Below are 19,360 nucleotides of genomic sequence, written 5' to 3'. Positions count from 1 at the left end.
ATTATGAGGATTGGCTATGAGCACACAGGGGACAATCATTGAGATCGGCGGTTATCGCTGGCCCAGACACCTCGCCATACATGAAGCCGGACACGGCATAGCAGCGTGGTTTTTAGGTAACTCACGTGTAGAAATTGCCTTGGCTGGTAAGGGAAGAGTAGCGAAAACGTACCTTGCCGGTGATGCTGATGAATGTAATGCTGTCGCCGTCTGGCACATCAATTATCCGCGCAAAATAGATGATATTAGGACCTATCATTTATCCTCTGCTGAGACAAAGTCTGAACTGAAGAATCAGGTTTGTGGTGCGATGATCTGCTCTCTGGCTGGCATTGTCGCACAATCGCGGTATACCGGGGAAAGTGTTAACGCACTGATGGGAACGTCTGGCAAATATGACATGCGTGACGTTCGGGATCTGATTGAGGTGTATCACGCTGTTGGTGGAGAAGATGAGCATATACAGAGCAAATCCCTTTCCCGAACTCAGTCATTGATCGCCTTGAAGTGGTGGGACGTTATTGCTCTGGCGAAGATACTGGAGAATCGCAACCACATGCCAGCCAGTAGCTTTCAGGCCGTCATGGGCAGCATTGATAGTCTTAGCCCAAAGGTTTGGACGCTGGATGAACTGGATAATTTAGGTTACGCCCAGAATAAAGTAACTTCCGGTTGAAACTTGATAAGGAGTAAATTGTGATCGCTTACTTTGAAATTAATTATAGGCATTAGGATGATGAAAAAATTTTTAACTGTAACTATTAGACTCATTATTTTTTCTTTGCTATCCCTTCCTCTTGGGGCGTGTACGAATGGGAAAATCGATCCCGCCAAAACATTAACACAGATGCATATCGTTAAAAGCGATGATTATAAGGAGCGCCCGGGGTGGCCTGCATTAATTCGTTTAGGCATAGATGATTGCGAGACATACAAAAACGGTGGTAAAAGCCTCTTTCAATGGGATGGACTTGCATGTGACGATAAAAGCATTGTCCATGCTGTTAATGGCAAACCACAGACAATTCCTCTGTTCTATGCTGCCTACCATGAATATGGAAGTTATGAGGTTGGCGCGCTATCAACTTTTGACAGTAGCAATCACGCTGGCGAGGAAGCAGTTAAGATCTTGGTTAATTTGACCTCGGTGCTGGACAATCCAGCAAAGGTTGATGCCATCTATACCGATTACGAAAAAGACCGCTGGAGTATGGGGCTAAATAAGGTCAGTGAAAGCGACTTTAAAAAAAGTGTAGCCTCGTTCACCAAGGAAAAGGGGGAAATTGCCAACTATTACCGGAAAATTCAGGCTGATAATCAGCAGAAGTATAAGGCTGAAAACGAAGCCAGGGATAAACTGCACAGAGAAAATCTGTTGGCATCAGATAGGCCTGTCCGCCTTATTTTATGGGCAAAGCCCACGCCAGAGCAGCAACTGATTATTGACGCGTTGAACACAATTAAATTCACCGTAAGAAGTGACGATGTGGTTTATGCCAATAATCGCCAGTTTATGTCTGCTGGTGGGCTAGAGTATTTCAGAAATAGCCTTGATATGACTATGTCGTCATGTTCAGACGTTGGGGCATATGTTGGTGAAAAAGTATTAAGGCTCTCATGTGTACAGGGTATGGCAAGGGATATTGTGAAATGGGGGGAAACAGCTAAAGATCGCTCTATTTCTGATAGAGCATGGCGCTACGCGGCAGCCAATGGAAGCATTAACTACAACCCCATAAAGTACGAAATCCTTTTCTCTCACTGGGCTGGAATGGCTCGCGTTTACGCTTCTCGCGGTTACTAAAACGGTTATGGTGCTGTATTCATCTGTCCACGGCAGCATGAGCGATGTTTCGTAGTACGCAGACGATGCGATACAAACCGATACATGCACACTGCGAATTCGCAGTGAATTAGACAAAGCAAATTGCGAATTCGCAAAATAGCTGATAAGCCTGATATTTCTGGATTTGATGGTCAGATGGTTACGGGCCATATCGCCATTGAGATGTTAAGGTTTGTTAAGATAAAAACACGCAGTCTGCATGCGCATTTGCGTACAACGAGGCGTTAAATGAAAAAAACTCGCCAACAATCAAGATCGGGATGGGGAGGCAGGCGTAAAGGTGCTGGCGCACCTCCGGGTAATACCAACGCGGTGAAGCATGGCGAACGCAGTCGACGGGCATTCTTTCCACTGGAAGGTGACGATGACCTTTCCCCGCTGTTGAGAAACCGGGTGCGAAATCTTTTGCTGGCGGAACGCTTTGGACAATTGCTAAAGGCTAACCCGGAGCCGGGAACGGAACAATGGCGTGAGATGACACTGATTCATGGGCTGATGGGACTGCATACCGATGAGATAATGAGGCTTGAGCTGATGCAGGCAAAGACCGGCTTAAAGCAGGTAAGGCACGTAAAACGGGATTTGAGGCGTATTAAAAAACAGGATACTGAAAATCGGTAATCCCAAGAATTTCTTGAGTCCATAAAAAAGGGAGAACTGCGCAATGACGGCGACATACAGTAATTGGTTGATGCCGCAAATCAACCTGCGGAGGTTGCCCACCTTGATGTTGCCAGAGCGTTCGGGACATGCATGTTGAGGCTGGCGTAAATATTGGACTGTATTGGACGGATAGTGAAACATGGCTGCTCTAAAACCAGAGGTGAAAGCCTTCATCATTCAATCTCTTGCGTGCTTCGATTCCCTTTCTCAGGTGGTAGAGTCCGTCCAAAAAGAATTCGGTATCAAATTGACCAAGCAAAACGATCGATTATGTAGCGTAAATTCAGGACTGGTTAGGACGGATTGATTATGCCAACTCACCACAGAGCCTTATTCAGATTGGCTTACAGCGTAACTTCTCAAAAACCCTGTCTTAAATTCCTCTCCCGTCTTGCACGACCTATGTCACCAAGAATTTGGAATAGTTTGGAAGAATTGGGGTAACGAAAAACGGCTAACGCCTTATCTGACAAGAGATGCGGGCCAACTGCTATAGCCCCCAATCCAATGTACGTGAGTGTTAACACTGCAGGAGTTACAGGTGCGGGAAAATTCCCCCTGGCGAGCAAAATTCCTTACACAATTTGTTATCTGTGATTGGTGACGTTGCGAAGTATCGCATCAAAGGAATTCTGCACCCTACCGATACGCTCTACCATTTCGACATCTTTCAGGACTATGGAAATAAGCGCTTTCGATATGTCACGTAACAGCACTGATACCAGATAATCATGTTGATCGCCATTAATGTGCGCCCGCCGTTCAGCGGGTAGAGCTGCGATAATGGCGGGCTTCAATGCTTCTACCTTGACTCGCGATGCGCGGGAATCAGAACGCAGCCAGCGAAATATCTTTTGCCGATTATTGTTGATTGACCGCCAGTCCGCGTCACCGTCACTTTCTATTGGGTGCAATCTCACTGAATCACTGCCACCCAATAGAAAAAACTGCTTAGTTATCTCTATCGTCACATGTTCCTGGCTGGCTTCCAGCGCCCAATCCTCAACTTCAGCCTTTAAACGTTCCATCGCGTCCCTCTTATAAATTGATTCTTCGTAATCAGACTTAAACCATCCTTTGCTGTACCAGTATCGAAATAGTGTAAAAATGGCCCACATAGTGTGACATGTCACTCTATATCGGTATTGGCTCTGTTCAGAAGGCTGATTGGCAAAAGCATAAAGGGGATAAGGTGGAATCACGCGATCCAAATATGACGCTCATCACCGATGAGGAAATGATTGAAATCACTGGGGCGCGCTATCCGGGTGTGCAATGTCAGATACTGCAGGAGCATTGTATCGCGTTCGTGCGACGCCGCGATGGGCGCCCACGTACAACCTGGTACAACTTCAATCACCCGTTGAACACGCGCAACCAACTGCCTGAGCCAGAGCCCCAAATAGAGCCTAATTTTGCTGCTTTGGATCTTCCTTCTCCGAGGAGAGGAAAGAAATTTGCGTGATGTGTGGTAAATTCCTGTGCATGAGAAAAATTACTTATTCAGAACTCACGTTAAGGCGGTCATGCGAAGGTGTGGCCGCTCCATTTAATACGGTGGAGTTCTCGTATGAAGAAAAGAAATCGCTCATGGCGCAAGCATCATGAGTCTCGTCTGAAGAAAAAACGTACTCATTACCATAATGCAGGGGATGGAAGCGCCATTGCCGTCGGATCATGCTATCAAACCCCGTGTTCGTGCTCATGCTGGATGTGTGGTAACCGGCGTAAACATCATGGTATGAATATGCAGGAAAGAAGAGCCCGAACGCGCAACACTGATTAGAACACTCACCCGCCCCTGGCGGGTTTTCTGTAGATCAATCTTTGAAACCTTTCTTCGCCTTACTGCCCATGTTGGTTCTGAGGGGCATTAGGATAAGAAAACCATTTTTAGTGGCGAGAAAACCATCAATGATTGAGTACGAAAAACCATGTGGGGGTATTTTTGGGGGTATCCATTAAAACAAAACAGAAATAAAATCATTAAAATCAAATAAATATAAATTTAATTTCACTCCTGCTGGGGCCATCGACCCGTCTCACACCTTCTCAGCAAGTCTAAAAACCCTTTAAAAACAAGCAAAAAGAAAAAACCCCTGTCCTATACCATCCAACCAAAGCCTATAGAAGCCCGGCCATTGTGTGTATAAAATTGTGTATATGACAGGTTCGATCTTTTTTCTATACACATATGTTGCTGACTGACATCAAAAAGGCGGTGCCTGGTGCCGCACTACGGTAATAGCGATATCGGTTCATTCTTCTTAAAAACGCGATGTGAAGAATGTCTGGCAGCAATTCGTGAATATAAAGACCAATAATTTTAGAGAGAAAAGAAGATGGAGATAGCCGGGCTCAGCCCGGCAGATAAAGTGTAATTATTTAGAACTATCTACACTGGCTTGTGTAAAGGCGGGGTAATCACCGGGTTTACCGGCATTCAGATTAGAAAGAAAGTTACTGTCTTTCATCGGAATATCTGCCGATTCATAATTAAAGGTATTCAGCTTGTTACGCATATCCTGATTGCTGATACCATCGCCATGCACCGAGTACCAGCTAATAATATCGGGGGTGACAAAGGTATTGTAAGGGTTTTCCGCCTGCTCGCCTGAATCTGCAAAACGAAATGCATGGGTTAATGCACCATCTTTATGATAAACAAATTTCAGATGCCCGCTTTGCTTATCAATATTTGCTGCCGCTGTCGTGGTGAGCTTACCATGAGCACTGAAACTGCCGTGTGTTACGGCACCATTTTTTGTCCAGACGGCAGCATATTCCCAGTCATGGCGATGGCCACTATTTACGCCAGCCAAAATCTGGTCTTTCAAAAAATATAAAGCATAGAAATGGCCACAATAGCGGTTGCCACCGTTGTTAATACACGCATACCGGTGAAGGGTATTCGATTTATCCAGAAAAGTCTTCCAGCGGCATCCACCGGTCAGGCTCCCCGTCGGTTTTTGCCCACCATTTTGCTGGCCGCTACGGCTGATACCGGCACTGGGCAGGCAGCCATCGGTATCAAAATCAAACACCGGCGCAATAGAGGCAGCATTCACCCCCGCTGGCAGCGCCTGATCCAATTTATCAAAATCATCAGCATTGGCAGAAAAAACCACCCAGAGAGGAAGGGTGGCCAGAACAGCTGTTTTCTTTAAAAACATATCATCTCCTGTTTCTGTTTTACTTACATTGGGCGTCATTGCCCATAAGTGCTTTTAACGGCAAAGAAAAACGACTTCACTCGCTTTACGAATAAATGAAGAAATCAAAACAACATAATGACAAAGCCAAAAAAAAATTCAAAAAACCATGACATTACACGCCTGTAAAATAAAACATCATAACGACAGTTTTAATAAAAAAACAATCATCATTTCAGAGCGAAAAAGCATGAGCAGTATCACAATATGGCACTTTAAAAATAAGCAAGAGTAACAAGAAAAAAGTAATGCAAATTTGCATCACCAACATCCACATCACAATATCGACAGAAGGAAAAACCTCAATTTATTTCATTGAAATTATTTTTATATTAATAATAAATTATGCGGACATTCTCTTTTCCCTGCATGACAGAAAAAACAAATACACGATATTTTCATCAATGATGCACAGCTCAAAACATCATGAATTCGTGACAGACATTAAAAAAGTGCGAGCAAATTAAACCAACGTATTTACTCCTCGGATCATTCCTGATTCGATGACGAGCCTGACAGCTCAGCATGACGCATCACATCGCCCAGACAGGCACAACCATAACGGCCGGCACACATTACCCGGCCCATTAAGGAAACTTCATGAAAAAATTCACTTTTGCTGCCAGCGCCTTGATAGCCGCTCTGGCGCTAACCGGATGTACCACCGTTCATCAACAAGATGCACAGGCCACCCTGTCTCATCAATCGGTTTTGGCGCTGAACTGGTTCCAGCAGTCCGGTGAATATCAGGCATTGTGTTATCAAGCCTTTAACTCAGCCCGGGTAGCGTTTGATGCTGTCCAGAGCACGGCAGGCAAGAAAAAAGTGGTGGTGGTCGATATAGATGAAACCATGCTGGATAACAGCGCATACAGCGGCTGGCAGGCTAAACAAGGCCAACCGTTTAGCCCGGCAAGCTGGAGCCGCTGGTCACATGCAAGCCAGGCGCGGGCTGTCCCCGGTGCGGTAGAGTTCGCCCGCTACGTGAATAGCCACGGCGGCCAGGTGCTGTATGTGTCCAACCGGCTGGAAAGCGAAGCGGCTGATACCCGGGAAAATATGCTCAAACTCGGCTTCCCAGACGTGAATGACCAGACGCTGTGGCTGAGCAAGGGAAATAGCAACAAACAGGCGCGATTTGATGAAATCAGTGCCAAAGGCAACCAGATTGTGCTGTATATCGGCGATAACCTGAACGATTTTGGCGCAGCGACTTACCACAAATTGAACGAGGAACGTCGGGCATTCGTCAGCGCTAACCGGGCCAAATTCGGCACCCAGTTCATTGTGTTACCTAACCCGCTCTACGGTGACTGGGAAAGCGGGCTGGACAAAGACTACAACAAGCTGTCGCCAGAGCAGAAACTGCGGGTGCGTGAACAGCAGTTGCGCGCCTGGAGCGGGCAATAATTGACGCTTCACCGCCCCTCTGCCACAGACAACACCGCTCGGCCATAAACAACGGGGCTTGCGCCCCGTTGTTTATACCCCGATTGTCAGCCGATAAACGGCGACCAGCCCTGCATGCCGCCTATTTTGCGTAAGCCGGGCGTTCGGTGACTTCCGGTACGGCCTCGGTCAGGTCAGCACCGGCCTGTTTGTCTCGGCTCTCTGCATTGGTCAGATAGCCATAGAACACCCCACGCGATATCGCCATATTCGCTTCTTGCGCATCGATATCTCCGCGTAGTTGCGCATTCCCGGACACCACCAGCCCGGGAACCGTTAACCCGAGCGGCCAGAGTGCGGTATTGGCCTGCGCGTTATCTTTAATCACCGCATCACCCTGAACCACCGTCAGGCCGCTGATGCGTGCATTATCCGATACCGTGCCACCGATAACCGTTGCATGGTCTTCAATGCGGGCGTTACCTAACACGCTGCCGCCCAGCACTTTGGCATACGGCCCGACATACGCGGTGTCATCCACCTGTGCGCCTTCGGCAACCCAGCCGCCACCGTTACGATGGCGGTGGCCATTGGCCGTCGGCGTTGGTGCATTCGGTTGACTGCCATCGGCCCAGGCATTGGTCAGATCCACCGTCCAAGGATAGCGATACACGCCGTAGTAAGCCTGATCCCATTTAATTTTGTGCATCTCTGTCGGTGTCCCCATCACCACCAGATAGAGGCTTTCACCTTTCTTGATAGAGAAATTATTAACGGTGTTACTGGCACCACGCTGTAACGCACTGTAACGCACCTTACCTGATGCATTGACCGCAACCAGACCCCAGCGCCAGTCGGGATCCGGCGACACGAGTGCAACCGGATCGTTTTTAAGGCCGGGGAAGCGATTGACCGCCGCCACGTTCTGGATAACACCGTTGAATTTCACGCTGATCCGGCTGGCACCACTGTCTGGTATTAGCCGCACCACGTTGTAACCCCAGCGCTGCGGTGCCTGCTCGTAGAGTACGCCAAAACGACGTGCGCCTGAGGTATTGCTGATAGGATCAAGCGTCGCGACACGCAGAAGTCGATGCGAGTTGCCGCCATTTGGCTCGAAGGCGTCATAGCCGCCCACGATGCGACGATAAACCGCGCCCTGGTTATAGCCATCCGGGTCAGTATAGTCCCAGCCGACATTACGCAATGCCCAGTCACCAAAGAAATCGTTCAGCTCAGACTGACTCCAGCCCATGTTGCTTTTCAGCACACTAAACGGATCGGCCGTCGCCTGCCCGGGATCGCCTGATTTCGGCGCTTTCGCCCACAAATCATTGACGGCTTTATAGCCGTAACGGTTTTTCAGGTTTTCCAGGAACATCCAGCCGCCATAGCGGGTACGCGTGTTGCCAAGATACAAATGCGGCGTATTAATCGCTTCTTCCACCCGGTCAGTCTGAGTGTGGTGAAGGTCATCCAGTTGGTGAGTCATCCAGTCGGCGTGGGCCTCCCAGAACCAGCCCATATAATTGATACTGTCCGGCGCAGTAGCCTGAAAACCGCCGGTCTGACCTTGCAGCGCATGTGCCAGCTCATGAGCCATCGCCCAACTGATCGACCATGTGTTCTTCAGCTCTTCCGTGCCAATCCACATTGCCATACTGCCATTCGACGCCAAACCACCGGTCAACGCAAACGTCGGGTCGAGGTGGACGTTAGCTTTGAGTTTCACCTTGCTGTTGCAATAAGGCTCTGGGAACTTAATCTGATTAACGTACTTGTCCCAGGCTTGCTCTAACCGCTTTGCCGCCGCCTCGACGTCTTGCGTATTCAGTTTGCCCGCATCGCTGTCTTTCCAGCGAAAAGCAAAATGCGTGCTCTGATATTTCACGGCGGGCATACCTGTCACCGAGGTATCGGCCTGCCAGTTACCTGCGATACAGGTTTCATCGGCGAACGCCGGAGTCAATGTAAACAAGCCACCGATAATCAACGCACCTTTGACCATCCGGGCCACAGTCCTGATATGTACCATCACGTCATCCTTTAACTGAGTTCTTCACGTATGCTGAGCGCGCGTTGATCCTGATTTACGCCGCCGCTCACGATGTCCCTGACGAAAAGGGAACCCGCTACCCGGTTCCCTTTTCATGTTGATACCGTCTTCAGCCGGTTATCATTTGGCGTAAGCCGGACGTTCGGTGACTTCCGGTACCGCCTCGGTCAGGCTGGCACCGGATTGCGTATCCTTCACCGCATCGGCATCAATGAAACCGTAGAACACGCCGCGCGATGCCGAAGCGCCACGGATTTCCGCATCGCCCCGGAATTGCGCCGTACCCGAGACCACCACACCCGTTTCAAACGCTCCCGGCCCTTTAAAGATGGTATTGACCTGGGCGTTGTCTTTGATGACTGTGTCACCCTGAACCACCGTCAGGCCACTGACGCGGGCATTGCCAGACACCGTGCCGCTTAATACCGTGGCATGGTCTTCAATACGGGCATAGTCGAGCACTTTGCCGCCAATCACGCGTGCATAAGGGCCGACATACGCCGTAGACGCCACTTCCGCGCCAGCGGCTACCCAACCACCGCCATTACTGTGACGACGCCCACTGGTGGTCGGGGTTGGTGCGTTTGGCTGCGCGCCTTCCGGCCAGGCATTGGTCACATCCACCGTCCAGGGGTAGCGATACAGCGAGTAATAAGGCTGATCCCAGGTTATCTGATGCATTTGCGACGGAGTTCCCATCACCACCAGATACAGCCCTTTGTCGTTAGACTTCACCGCGAAATTGCTGATTTTGGCAGTTGAGCCACGCTGTAATGCGCTGTAGCGCGTTTTACCGGCCGAGTCGATTGCCACCAATCCCCAGCGCCAGTCAGAATCTGGCTGCGTCAGGGATGCCGGTTCATTTTTCAGGCCCGGCAATCGGTTAACCGCAGGCGCACTTTGCACAATGCCCTGCAACGACACGGTGACTTTGGTGGCTCCGCTGTCTGGCAGCAGGCGCACGATGTTATAGCCCCAGCGCTGAGGCGCTTGATCAAACGGCACAGCAAAACGACGAACGCCAGAAGCGCTCACCGGCTCCAGCGACGTGGTGCGCAGCAATTGGTCGGCCGTTTGCTGTGACGGTGTTACCGCACCATATCCGCCATAGGTCCGGCGATAAAAACTTCCGCGATCATAACCATCCGGGTCGGTGTAATCCCAGTTCACATTGCGCAGCGCCCACTCGCCAAAGAAGTCATTCAACTGCGACTGGCTCCAGCCCATGTTGTTTTTCAGCACACTAAACGGATCGGTGGTGTTCTGCTCTGCGCTGCCGGCTTTCGGTGCCTTGGCCCAGAGATCGTTAACGGCGCTATAACCGTAACGGTTTTTCAAATGCTCCATGAACTGCCAGTTGCAGTAACGATCGCGGGTCGAGCCGAGATACATATGCGGGTAGTTGACCAGCATGTCGGAGCAATGTGCCGACGTGCCGCGGTATTCCTCTAGCTGATGCGCCATCCAGTTAGCGTGGGATTCCCAGATCCAGCCCACGAAATTTTGCTCGCCAGAAGACTGGAAACTGCCGGTTTGCCCCTGTAATGCATGGGTAAACTCATGCGCCAGTCCCCAGTGATCCAACAGCGTATCGGGGCCAATCCACATCCCCATCGTGTTACCATCAGCCACCCCGCCGGTAAGGCCAAAAGAGGGGTCGATGTGAATATTCGCTTTGTACTTGGTGGTGGCATTGCAGTAGGGTTGCGGGAATTTTATCTGGTTAATGAACTTATCCCAGATCAGCTCCAGTTGCTTACCCGCCGCCACCACGTCAGCCTGTTTAACCTGATTACTGTTCCAGCGAAAGGCAAAATGTTCGGTCTGGTACTGCACGGCGGGCATATCTCTGACATTACTGGCTTGCCAGTTCCCGGCCACGCAGGTTTCATCCGCATACGCAATGTTCGCCGCCAGCAGGCTACCTGCCGCCAGCAAACAGCGCCCCAGAGATATCGATTTTTTTATCTGCGACATAAATCCGTTTTCCGAGCATGATAATAATAGGTAACGCCTTCTTACGACCTAATGAAAGGAACACCCTCCCCGCATCAGCGCACAAAGGCAGCCAGAGGTCTTCATGACCATTCAGCTATCTCCCTGTTTCTTTGCGGTTACTGCCGCACCGTTTTGTCACGTTTGCGGGGGATAGTCGATCCATCTTGCGAGATAGATTCATTAATATTATTACACTTTTAAATAGGGTGATACAGACTCACCGCACATCACTGACAAAACGTATCAAACCGTACTCATTTGTTTTGGCTAAAAAAATGAATGAAATTAACCAAACAAAAAAAACCAGCACATCCCGCTAATAATTTATGATTAAAAGAATCATTAGTACGAATTCATAATTTCATCGCCAGTGTTGTTTATGAGACGCATTATCGATAACCTTATGGTCACGTATTTATCTTCCATTCATTAAAAGGTCATCGTATGCAGGCATCAGACTGGCGTATGCCGGGAACCGGCTTTACATCATGGAAATCCGGCCGATTTCATAACGGGTGGCAGGTTGTGTTCCTGCTGGCGCTGTTTGCCCTCACCGGATGCGACACGCCGCCCGCCCCCGCCACATCGCATACCGCCAGCACCGCCTCTGCGGGCTGGCCGCGCACGCTGCAAACGCCGAAAGGCCCGCTCACGCTGACACAACCACCGCGCCGCATTGTCTCAACCAGTGTGACCCTGAGCGGTACCTTGCTGGCCATCAACGCGCCGCTGGCTGGCTCAGGAGCCACCAGTCCCAACACCGCCGTTTCTGATGATCACGGTTTTTTTCGCCAATGGAGCGCGCAGGCGAAAGCCCAGGGCGTGAAAGCGCTGTATATCACCGAGCCAAATGCAGAAGCGATTGCCGCCACCGCCCCGGACTTGATAATCATTGCAGCAACGGGGGGCGATTCAGCATTGAAATTGTATGACCAGCTTGTCAGCGTTGCGCCAACGCTGGTGGTGGATTATGGCGACAAGAGCTGGCAGCAGTTAGCCGAATACCTTGGCTATGCCACCGGCCATGACAGCGATGCCTCGCAGGTGATAGCCCGTTTTGAACAGCGGGTGTTAGAGGTTAAACAGGCGATTGTGTTACCGCCTCAGCCAGTATCGGCGCTGGTGTATTACGAAGATGGCCGGGGCGTTAACCTGTGGACGCGGGCATCCGCTCAGGGGCAATTACTCTCTGAACTGGGCTTTCAACTGGCGACCCTGCCGGATAACCTGCCCACCGAAACCCGGATGGGAAAACGGCAGGACATTGTGCAAATTTCCGGTGAAAACATGGCCGGTAGCCTCAACGGCCAATCACTGTTGCTGTTTGCCAACGATGAGCACACCGTTAACCGGCTTACCGCCAACCCGTTCCTCAGCCATCTTGAGCCAGTCGTGCAACATCGGGTCTGGGCGATGGGGGCAGATACCTTCCGGCTCGATTACTACAGCGCCAGCAATATGCTGGCGCAAATTGAGCGATTTTTTGCCCGCCAGCCCGCCGGTTAACCTGGCCGGGCTTTACCCGCTATGCGGTGGTATCGGTAGTCGGCTGAGGCTCTTCCCCCTCGGCCTGACCAAAGCCGCTCTGGCGCAACGGCCGCACCAGCAGCGCCAACACCGCCGTCAGCGCCACAGCGGCACTGGCGAAAGACAGGATGCTGAGCGCCGGAGCCAGAAACTTACCCATTGCCCCCAGCACCAGCGCGCCGGCTGAGTCACCGCACACATCTTGTGCACTGCCAAGACTGTTGACCCTGCCGAGCAGCGCATCCGGCGTATGCGTCTGGATAAGGGTAAACTGCAACAGCGAAGCGATGGCGTTGCAATAGCCATAACAGACCAATACCAGCAATGCCGGTAACAGGTGGTTAAACAGCCCCAATGAGGCAACCGCCAGAAACGCGCCTAGCGCACAGCCCAGCAAGACTTTACCGGGCCGCTTTACGTGCGGCACCCAACCGCTGGTGAACGCCCCCAGCATGGCACCGAGCGGTACGGCTGAATACATCAACCCCACCGCCGATGGCCCGGCCTGATAGGCCTCAGCCGCCAGAGCAGGAAACAGCACGCGCATCGCTCCCACCATACTCAGCAGCATACCCACGCACACCACACTCCCCACCACCGGATGTGAGCAGACGAAACGCAAGCCGCCCATCAACGCCTCGACCGGGTGCTCGGGTTTCCCCGGTGCCGGGCGCATCACCGGCAGGCGCACCAGTGGGATCAGGGTCGCCAGCGTCCCCGCCGCTGCCACCGCAAAATTCCAGCCAACGCCACCGGCAACAATAATCACCCCGCCCAGCGCAGGAGAGAGGATGGCCCCGAGTCGCACCGTCAGCATGGTCAACGCGCCAGCAGCAGGCAGATTTTCCCGGCCAACCAATTGCGGGATCACCGCCATGAGCGCCGTCATCCCCAGTGCACCAAAAAAACCATCCCAGGCAGACAGCACATAAAGCGCCAGCAGCGATGGGCTGTCATAAAACGCATTCAGGCTCAGGGCGACAAAACCGATGCCGCACGTCCCGCGGGCAAACAGAATGAGCTTGCGACGATCAAAGCGATCGGCCAATACCCCGCCACACATCAGCCCGATAAACATCCCCACGCCATCCAGCGCGACAGCCACGCCGACCTGCAACGTTGATCCGGTTAATGCCTGAATTTGTACCGGTACACCGACCGTCAGCATACCCAGCGCAAACACCGACAGCAGGCGGGCGAAAAAAATGGCGCGAAAGTGCGCATTGTGCCGAAGCAAACTGAAATCGAGTAAGAAGGAGGATTTAGCCATGAATAGTTGTCGAATCCCTGTTTTTGATGAAACATGCGTGGTTGTCCGTCCTCCTGCCATGAATGGCCAAGGGAGGGCGGACATGAGAGCAGAGGGTGGCGTTATCCGGCGTCAGATCAATCTGTTTGCCAATAAGGAGATATCAGTCTAGCCATGCCACCCCATTAATGATAATAATAATCATATGCATTTTTAAATAAAGTATTTCTTATCAATCTCTATGTCTGAACACGATTCGACGGCGATAATCCCAGGCAGATCCACTGCCCGCTTGCGCCGTGCTACCGGAATATTTCCCGGCCTGCTGTTGCTGGTTTTCATCTGTTTTGCCAGCCTGATGATCGGTGCCCGCGCCATTGCGCCCGAGGTCGTCTGGCACAGCCTGACCGGCCATCTTCAGGGGCCGGACAGCACCATTATTTTGCAGGCTCGCTTGCCGCGCACGCTGGCGGGCGTGCTGGTCGGCATGGCGCTCGGCGCTGCCGGTGCCGTCATGCAGGCCCTCACTCGTAATCCGCTTGCCGACCCCGGCATCCTCGGGGTCAACGCCGGAGCCAGCTTTGCCATTGTGCTGGGTATCAGCGTTTTTGGCATCACGAGCATGGCGTCATGGCTCGGTTTTGCCTGGCTTGGGGTACTGGCCGCCGGTTCGATGGTGTGGATAATAGGCACACTGTGCGGCGGGCGCGTTAATCCGGCACGCCTGACGCTCGCAGGCGTCGCCATCAGCGCGGTGCTGTCGGGTTTTACCTCATCACTGACATTGCTTAACCCGCTGGCCTTCGATCAACTGCGCCAGTGGGAAGCGGGCACGCTGGATATTCGTTCACTCGTCAACGTCGCCTGGGTGACTCCTGCCATTGTGCTGGGTTGCGCACTGGCGTTTTTTACGGCGCGCTCGCTCAATGCGCTGAGCATGGGGGATGACCTTGCCAGCGCGCTGGGCACCCAGGTAGGACGGGTTCGCCTGCTGGCAATGCTGGCGGTGATGCTCCTGTGCGGTTCGGCAACCGCGCTGACAGGCCCGATCGGGTTTGTCGGCTTGATGGTGCCCCACCTTGCCCGCCGTATGGCAGGGTCAGACCAGCGCTGGATCCTGCTCTATTCACTGATTTTTGCTCCGTTGCTGCTGCTCAGTGCCGATATCGTCGGTCGTCTTCTCGTGGCCGGAGAGCTGCGCGTGTCTATCGTCACCGCCTTTATCGGTGCGCCGGTATTGATCTGGCTGGTTCGTCGGCGTTCGTCATAGGAAAAGAGAATGTTCACCCGGATACGCTCAAACCACACCCTGCTGCTGGGCTCGCCCGGCGGCGTTATCAACGCCCGCCTGTCACTGCGCACGCTGTGGGTGGGATTGCTGCTGTTGGTTGGCTGCATGGTATTACTCACGCTGGCTATCAGCCTTGGTGCGCTGCCACTATCGGCGCTCACGGTGTGGCAAGCGCTGGCGGGTCATGGTGATGCAGCCACGGTGACTATCGTCACCCAGTGGCGCGCGCCGCGTGCGCTGATGGCGCTGCTGCTTGGCGCAGGCTTAGGCGTGAGCGGTGCCATATTTCAGTCGCTGACCCGCAACCCGCTCGGCAGCCCGGATGTGGTGGGGTTTAATACCGGCGCACATACCGGTGCACTCATCACGCTGATTCTGTTACAAGGCAGCGGCTATCAGGTCGCGGCCGGTGCGGTGTTAGGCGGGCTTGCCAGCGCACTGGCGGTCTACCTGCTGGCGTGGCGGCGTGGCATCAACGGCTTTCGCTTGATCATTATCGGCATCGCCATCAGTGCCGTGCTCTCCGCGTTTAATACCTGGCTGATGATAACCGGCGCGCTGGAAACGGTGATGTCGGCCGCCCTCTGGGGAGCCGGTTCACTCAACGGCATGACCTGGGGTAAAGCGGCTCCGGGGCTGTGGTTCATCCCGGTTACGCTACTGGCGGTACAATTTCTGGCCGGCCGCCTGCGGTTACTGGAAATGGGGGATGACAGTGCCCGGGCCCTCGGTGTGCCTGCCGAAGCCAGCCGGTTATGGCTGATGCTGTGCGGCATCGTGCTGATTGCCATCGTCACTGCCTGCGCCGGGCCGGTGTCGTTTATTGCGCTGGCGGCCCCGCAAATTGCCCGTCGGCTCAGCCGGGCCAGCGCCGTTCCGCTGTGCATCAGCGCGCTGACCGGCGGGCTGCTCTTGCTGGCGGCCGATATCACCGCCCAGCACCTGTTTACCGCCCGACAATTACCGGTGGGTTCGGTCACGGTATGTGTCGGCGGGTTGTATCTTATCTGGCTGCTTATCCGCGAAGCTCGCCGGTAATCAGCCAGATGATGCCGGTTGGTTGCGATTTTTAATGTCCGAAACATTTAACGCCTGTAAAGAGTAATGCAGATGACACACCTTTTGTGCGCCGAACACCTGACACTGGGTTATGAGCACCGTATTATCGCCCGCGACCTGAATGTGGCGATCCCGAGCGGTAAATTTAGCGTCATTATCGGCCCTAATGCCTGTGGCAAATCGACCTTGCTGCGTGCGCTGTGCCGGTTATTAAAGCCGCTGGCCGGAGATGTGCTGCTTGATGGCACCAGCATCCACCGTATTGCCACCAAAGCGCTGGCCCGCCAGCTAGGGTTGCTGCCCCAGCAGGCGATTGTGCCGGATAACATCACGGTGATGGAGCTGGTTGCCCGCGGGCGTTACCCGCACCAGACGCTACTGCGTCAGTGGAGTGAGGCCGACCAGACCGCCGTTACCGCCGCAATGGCCGCCACCCACGTCAGCGAGCTGGCTGATTGTCATGTCGATACCTTGTCCGGCGGGCAGCGCCAGCGTGTCTGGATAGCGATGGTGCTGGCCCAGCAGACGCCGCTGCTCCTGCTCGATGAACCCACCACCTGGCTGGATATCGCCCATCAAATCGAGTTGCTGGATCTGTTTCGTGAGCTGAATCAACAACACGATCGCACGCTGGTGGCGGTACTGCATGACCTCAATCAGGCCTGCCGTTACGCCGACCATTTGATTGTGATGCGCGCAGGCACCGTGATGGCACAAGGCGCTCCGGCTGACATCATGACCCCTGAACTGGTGCAGGCGGTCTTTGGCATGGCCTCCATCATTATTGATGACCCGGTTTCCCACACCCCGCTGATCGTACCCTGTGGCCGTTACCATCCCGCGCCCTGACGATTCGCATATGATAAGAAGCAGGGATTTCAATTAGAGCAAAAAATGAGAAATCCCTTCTCTAACTCAATACTGCTTCAAACGAAGAGGACAATTATTAACGATCGTTAAACATCATCCAGGATAAAGGTTATCGGTACCCTATAAAACCCATCAACAAATTCAGGCCTTAATTCTACAATTGAATTTTTTGATTTTTGATCATACAACTCGATTGCTTTATCTGTCAGAGTTTTAGCGGTTACAGCCTCTTTTGCATTTGATTGGTACACTGCTACCGAGGACAAATAATCCAGAGGAAAATTGAAGCGATGTATACTAAATTTATTGTCCTTTCTAATAACAATATCCATCGGATTCATAACCTTATTTCCTTTCAATGCCAATTTAGGAATATAAGTTTTGAACTCAATAGGGATTTCATCTTTAATTTCTGCCCATGCTACATTACAAGTCTGATTAGCAGAAGTGATTTTTCCTTTGGCTTTAAAGGCATCTGAAAGGCATAACCCAACTTTGCACCCTGTTAAAGACTGCATAGTAGACTTACTAATAACACTAACAAAAACTTTTACGGCATTCTGCTGAGATGATTTATCGTCACCACATCGATTTCTGCTAAATATAAACTTATCCAAACGTTCATTAATATTTTTTTCATCATTGACCAAAGTCGCATTTATTATTATCTCACTCCCATCCACTTCACTATTTGCGCGACAATTCAAGCCATATAAGCTAAATGCCACGCCAGATAAAATAAAGCCCCTCCTGCTAATCATTCATATATTTCCTTTTCAATATGAGACATTATCGTCATATCTGATGAAGGGTATGTTACACAAGATAATATACATGTCCCCCTCTGGTTATTATCAAGGAAAGACTGGTCTTTATCATCATACCTTCCAAATATAACTCTACATGCACATCATGAACATGCGCCAGAACGGCAACTATAAGGAAGAGTTATTCCAGCAGACTCAGCCGCATCAAGTATATATTCATCATCGCTGCATTTTATTGTTTGACTGCTATTGCAATTTAAAATTCGTATATTGTACAAAGCCATTCTTTGCATTACCCCTTAAAATTATGAATAACATTAAGTTAGCTGACTATACCCAAAATAACTCGAGTTGCAGGACAACTCGCAGGCATGTTGAATAACGGCACGCGTTGGCCCTTCAGAGCAAGACTCATTAGTGCCTTGTAACGGGTCAAGTGAGCGAATACCGATGAGCTTACTCAATTAATTGATTTTAATTAGAAAATAAAGCCAACACACCTGCAAATTTCAGTATAACGGGTATACATAGTTTATGAAGACCAAAAAATAGTATAAGAAATTGATAAATTAATTAAATATGGAATAGATAACTAACTCTGAATTATTTTTACAAATATGAATTTTATAAAAAGTCAGATATCACACGAGGAGATCTCCCCCTTACATTTCGCCATACAACTATGAAAATTTGTACCTCCATAATCACCGGGAATATCCAGAAGATATGAACACTCCGCTATACATCGATCAGTTTCGGATAGTGAATATTTTTTATTTATAACATTGGAATCAGTTTTTTCTTTTAAAAAACACAAACACCGCCTACCTCTAAAGTATTCTTATTTTTTTGAAATCTCCAATGGAATGATATTCACTATCTGAACCAATTGCTTTGCCATAAAAAAAGCATGCGGTAAATAATAAAACCAATACTGATGGCATGGGTGGTTTTAGCAAGATTAAATCCTTTTAATAAACTTAATTAATAGGCTTTGGGTTTTACTGCCCATAGCTAAATCTCTTTCATAACACTTAGCTTACACATTGAATTTGAATTTCACTAAGATATCTAAAAAACGAATCAGTCTACTTTCGCCATTCATTGTGTTAATTAAAGAGAATTTCAATAAAATAAATTACATCAAAAACGCCTACGTATTCATGTCTTTTTTACATAAACCGTGAAGCCTTCTGGTTTTAAATCTGGATAATCAATCGAAATATCATTAATAATTTTCCCTGTCAACGTATAAACCAAATGCCCGGCGATATGTTGGCACTGCTCATACTCTTCCGCTGGCAACACAGATTTCAACACTGCTAGCTCATTTTTAATTTGTTCAATAAGAACAATCGACTTTTCAATAAGACCTTCAGCTATTTTCTTGTCTGAAATAAACATATTATACCCCCAATTATTTTACTGATTAA

Annotated in this window: 17 protein-coding genes and 2 pseudogenes; 11 read left to right on the top strand and 8 right to left on the bottom strand. The window is 50.6% G+C overall.

From position 1 onward, the window contains the following. Positions 1–16 precede the first annotated feature (16 nt). The 5 genes and pseudogenes from DAQ1742_RS20475 to DAQ1742_RS05855 all read left to right on the top strand — a co-directional run. Positions 17–676, top strand: a complete 660-nt coding sequence (locus tag DAQ1742_RS20475) for a hypothetical protein (protein WP_035343266.1) — start codon at positions 17–19, stop codon at positions 674–676. Positions 677–733: 57 nt separating this feature from the next. Next, complete coding sequence (locus DAQ1742_RS05865) at positions 734–1,804, top strand: hypothetical protein (RefSeq protein ID WP_232046596.1); 1,071 nt, start codon at positions 734–736, stop codon at positions 1,802–1,804. Between the two features lie 270 nt (positions 1,805–2,074). Further along, entirely contained in the window at positions 2,075–2,467 is a 393-nt protein-coding gene (locus DAQ1742_RS05860; protein WP_051124096.1) for a hypothetical protein, read from the top strand. Positions 2,468–2,530: 63 nt separating this feature from the next. Next, positions 2,531–2,617, top strand: a pseudogene (locus DAQ1742_RS20470) (putative metallopeptidase); the annotation flags it as partial. 31 nt (positions 2,618–2,648) lie between these two features. Then, positions 2,649–2,768, top strand: a pseudogene (locus DAQ1742_RS05855) (DUF2280 domain-containing protein); the annotation flags it as partial. A 328-nt stretch (positions 2,769–3,096) separates the two neighbouring features. Here the strand turns inward: DAQ1742_RS05855 and DAQ1742_RS05850 are convergent. After that, positions 3,097–3,537 (bottom strand): toxin YdaT family protein, encoded by a 441-nt coding sequence (locus DAQ1742_RS05850; RefSeq protein WP_035346220.1) that lies wholly within the window; start codon positions 3,535–3,537, stop codon positions 3,097–3,099. A 98-nt stretch (positions 3,538–3,635) separates the two neighbouring features. On the opposite strand from DAQ1742_RS05850, the gene DAQ1742_RS05845 reads away from it, so the two are divergent. Further along, positions 3,636–3,974: a DUF4224 domain-containing protein gene (locus tag DAQ1742_RS05845; RefSeq protein ID WP_232046594.1), complete on the top strand. Its 339-nt coding sequence runs from the start codon at positions 3,636–3,638 to the stop codon at positions 3,972–3,974. Between the two features lie 916 nt (positions 3,975–4,890). Here the strand turns inward: DAQ1742_RS05845 and DAQ1742_RS05840 are convergent. Next, positions 4,891–5,682 (bottom strand): NPP1 family protein, encoded by a 792-nt coding sequence (locus tag DAQ1742_RS05840; protein WP_035343270.1) that lies wholly within the window; start codon positions 5,680–5,682, stop codon positions 4,891–4,893. A 639-nt stretch (positions 5,683–6,321) separates the two neighbouring features. On the opposite strand from DAQ1742_RS05840, the gene DAQ1742_RS05835 reads away from it, so the two are divergent. Continuing rightward, a complete protein-coding gene (locus DAQ1742_RS05835; protein WP_035343276.1) occupies positions 6,322–7,131 on the top strand; it encodes a 5'-nucleotidase, lipoprotein e(P4) family in 810 nt (269 codons plus the stop codon). A 121-nt stretch (positions 7,132–7,252) separates the two neighbouring features. Here DAQ1742_RS05835 and DAQ1742_RS05830 read toward each other — a convergent pair whose 3' ends face one another. Then, the gene (locus DAQ1742_RS05830) at positions 7,253–9,145 is read right to left on the bottom strand and encodes an Svx/AvrXca family virulence/avirulence protein (protein WP_035343278.1); all 1,893 of its coding nucleotides are present in this window, start codon (positions 9,143–9,145) and stop codon (positions 7,253–7,255) included. 141 nt (positions 9,146–9,286) lie between these two features. Continuing rightward, the gene (locus DAQ1742_RS05825; protein ID WP_035343279.1) at positions 9,287–11,143 is read right to left on the bottom strand and encodes an Svx/AvrXca family virulence/avirulence protein; all 1,857 of its coding nucleotides are present in this window, start codon (positions 11,141–11,143) and stop codon (positions 9,287–9,289) included. A 465-nt stretch (positions 11,144–11,608) separates the two neighbouring features. Here DAQ1742_RS05825 and fepB point away from each other — a divergent pair, with 465 nt between their 5' ends. Beyond that, complete coding sequence (fepB, locus tag DAQ1742_RS05820; RefSeq protein WP_371327834.1) at positions 11,609–12,670, top strand: Fe2+-enterobactin ABC transporter substrate-binding protein; 1,062 nt, start codon at positions 11,609–11,611, stop codon at positions 12,668–12,670. 19 nt (positions 12,671–12,689) lie between these two features. Here the strand turns inward: fepB and entS are convergent, their stop codons facing one another. After that, on the bottom strand, positions 12,690–13,961 hold the full coding sequence (gene entS / locus DAQ1742_RS05815) for an enterobactin transporter EntS (RefSeq protein WP_035343282.1): 1,272 nt from the start codon (positions 13,959–13,961) through the stop codon (positions 12,690–12,692). 220 nt (positions 13,962–14,181) lie between these two features. Here entS and fepD point away from each other — a divergent pair, with 220 nt between their 5' ends. From fepD to DAQ1742_RS05800, 3 genes are all read left to right on the top strand, one after another. Further along, positions 14,182–15,210 carry a Fe(3+)-siderophore ABC transporter permease gene (gene fepD / locus DAQ1742_RS05810; protein WP_051124097.1) on the top strand — a complete coding sequence of 343 codons (1,029 nt, stop codon included), beginning with the start codon at positions 14,182–14,184 and terminating at the stop codon, positions 15,208–15,210. Between the two features lie 9 nt (positions 15,211–15,219). Next, a complete protein-coding gene (gene fepG / locus DAQ1742_RS05805) occupies positions 15,220–16,269 on the top strand; it encodes an iron-enterobactin ABC transporter permease (RefSeq protein WP_035343284.1) in 1,050 nt (349 codons plus the stop codon). Between the two features lie 72 nt (positions 16,270–16,341). Next, positions 16,342–17,139 carry an ABC transporter ATP-binding protein gene (locus DAQ1742_RS05800; protein WP_035343286.1) on the top strand — a complete coding sequence of 266 codons (798 nt, stop codon included), beginning with the start codon at positions 16,342–16,344 and terminating at the stop codon, positions 17,137–17,139. A 107-nt stretch (positions 17,140–17,246) separates the two neighbouring features. On the opposite strand, the gene DAQ1742_RS05795 is transcribed toward DAQ1742_RS05800, so the two are convergent. From DAQ1742_RS05795 to DAQ1742_RS05785, 3 genes are all read right to left on the bottom strand, one after another. Next, the gene (locus tag DAQ1742_RS05795) at positions 17,247–17,921 is read right to left on the bottom strand and encodes a hypothetical protein (protein WP_035343288.1); all 675 of its coding nucleotides are present in this window, start codon (positions 17,919–17,921) and stop codon (positions 17,247–17,249) included. A 149-nt stretch (positions 17,922–18,070) separates the two neighbouring features. Continuing rightward, on the bottom strand, positions 18,071–18,211 hold the full coding sequence (locus tag DAQ1742_RS20935; protein WP_456298323.1) for a 2Fe-2S iron-sulfur cluster-binding protein: 141 nt from the start codon (positions 18,209–18,211) through the stop codon (positions 18,071–18,073). A gap of 877 nt (positions 18,212–19,088) precedes the next feature. Further along, positions 19,089–19,331 (bottom strand): hypothetical protein, encoded by a 243-nt coding sequence (locus DAQ1742_RS05785; protein ID WP_035343290.1) that lies wholly within the window; start codon positions 19,329–19,331, stop codon positions 19,089–19,091. Between the last annotated feature and the right edge of the window lie 29 nt (positions 19,332–19,360).

It is taken from the genome of Dickeya aquatica, assembly GCF_900095885.1.
GTDB lineage: Bacteria > Pseudomonadota > Gammaproteobacteria > Enterobacterales > Enterobacteriaceae > Dickeya > Dickeya aquatica.
This window is presented reverse-complemented; position numbering and strand designations above follow the sequence as displayed.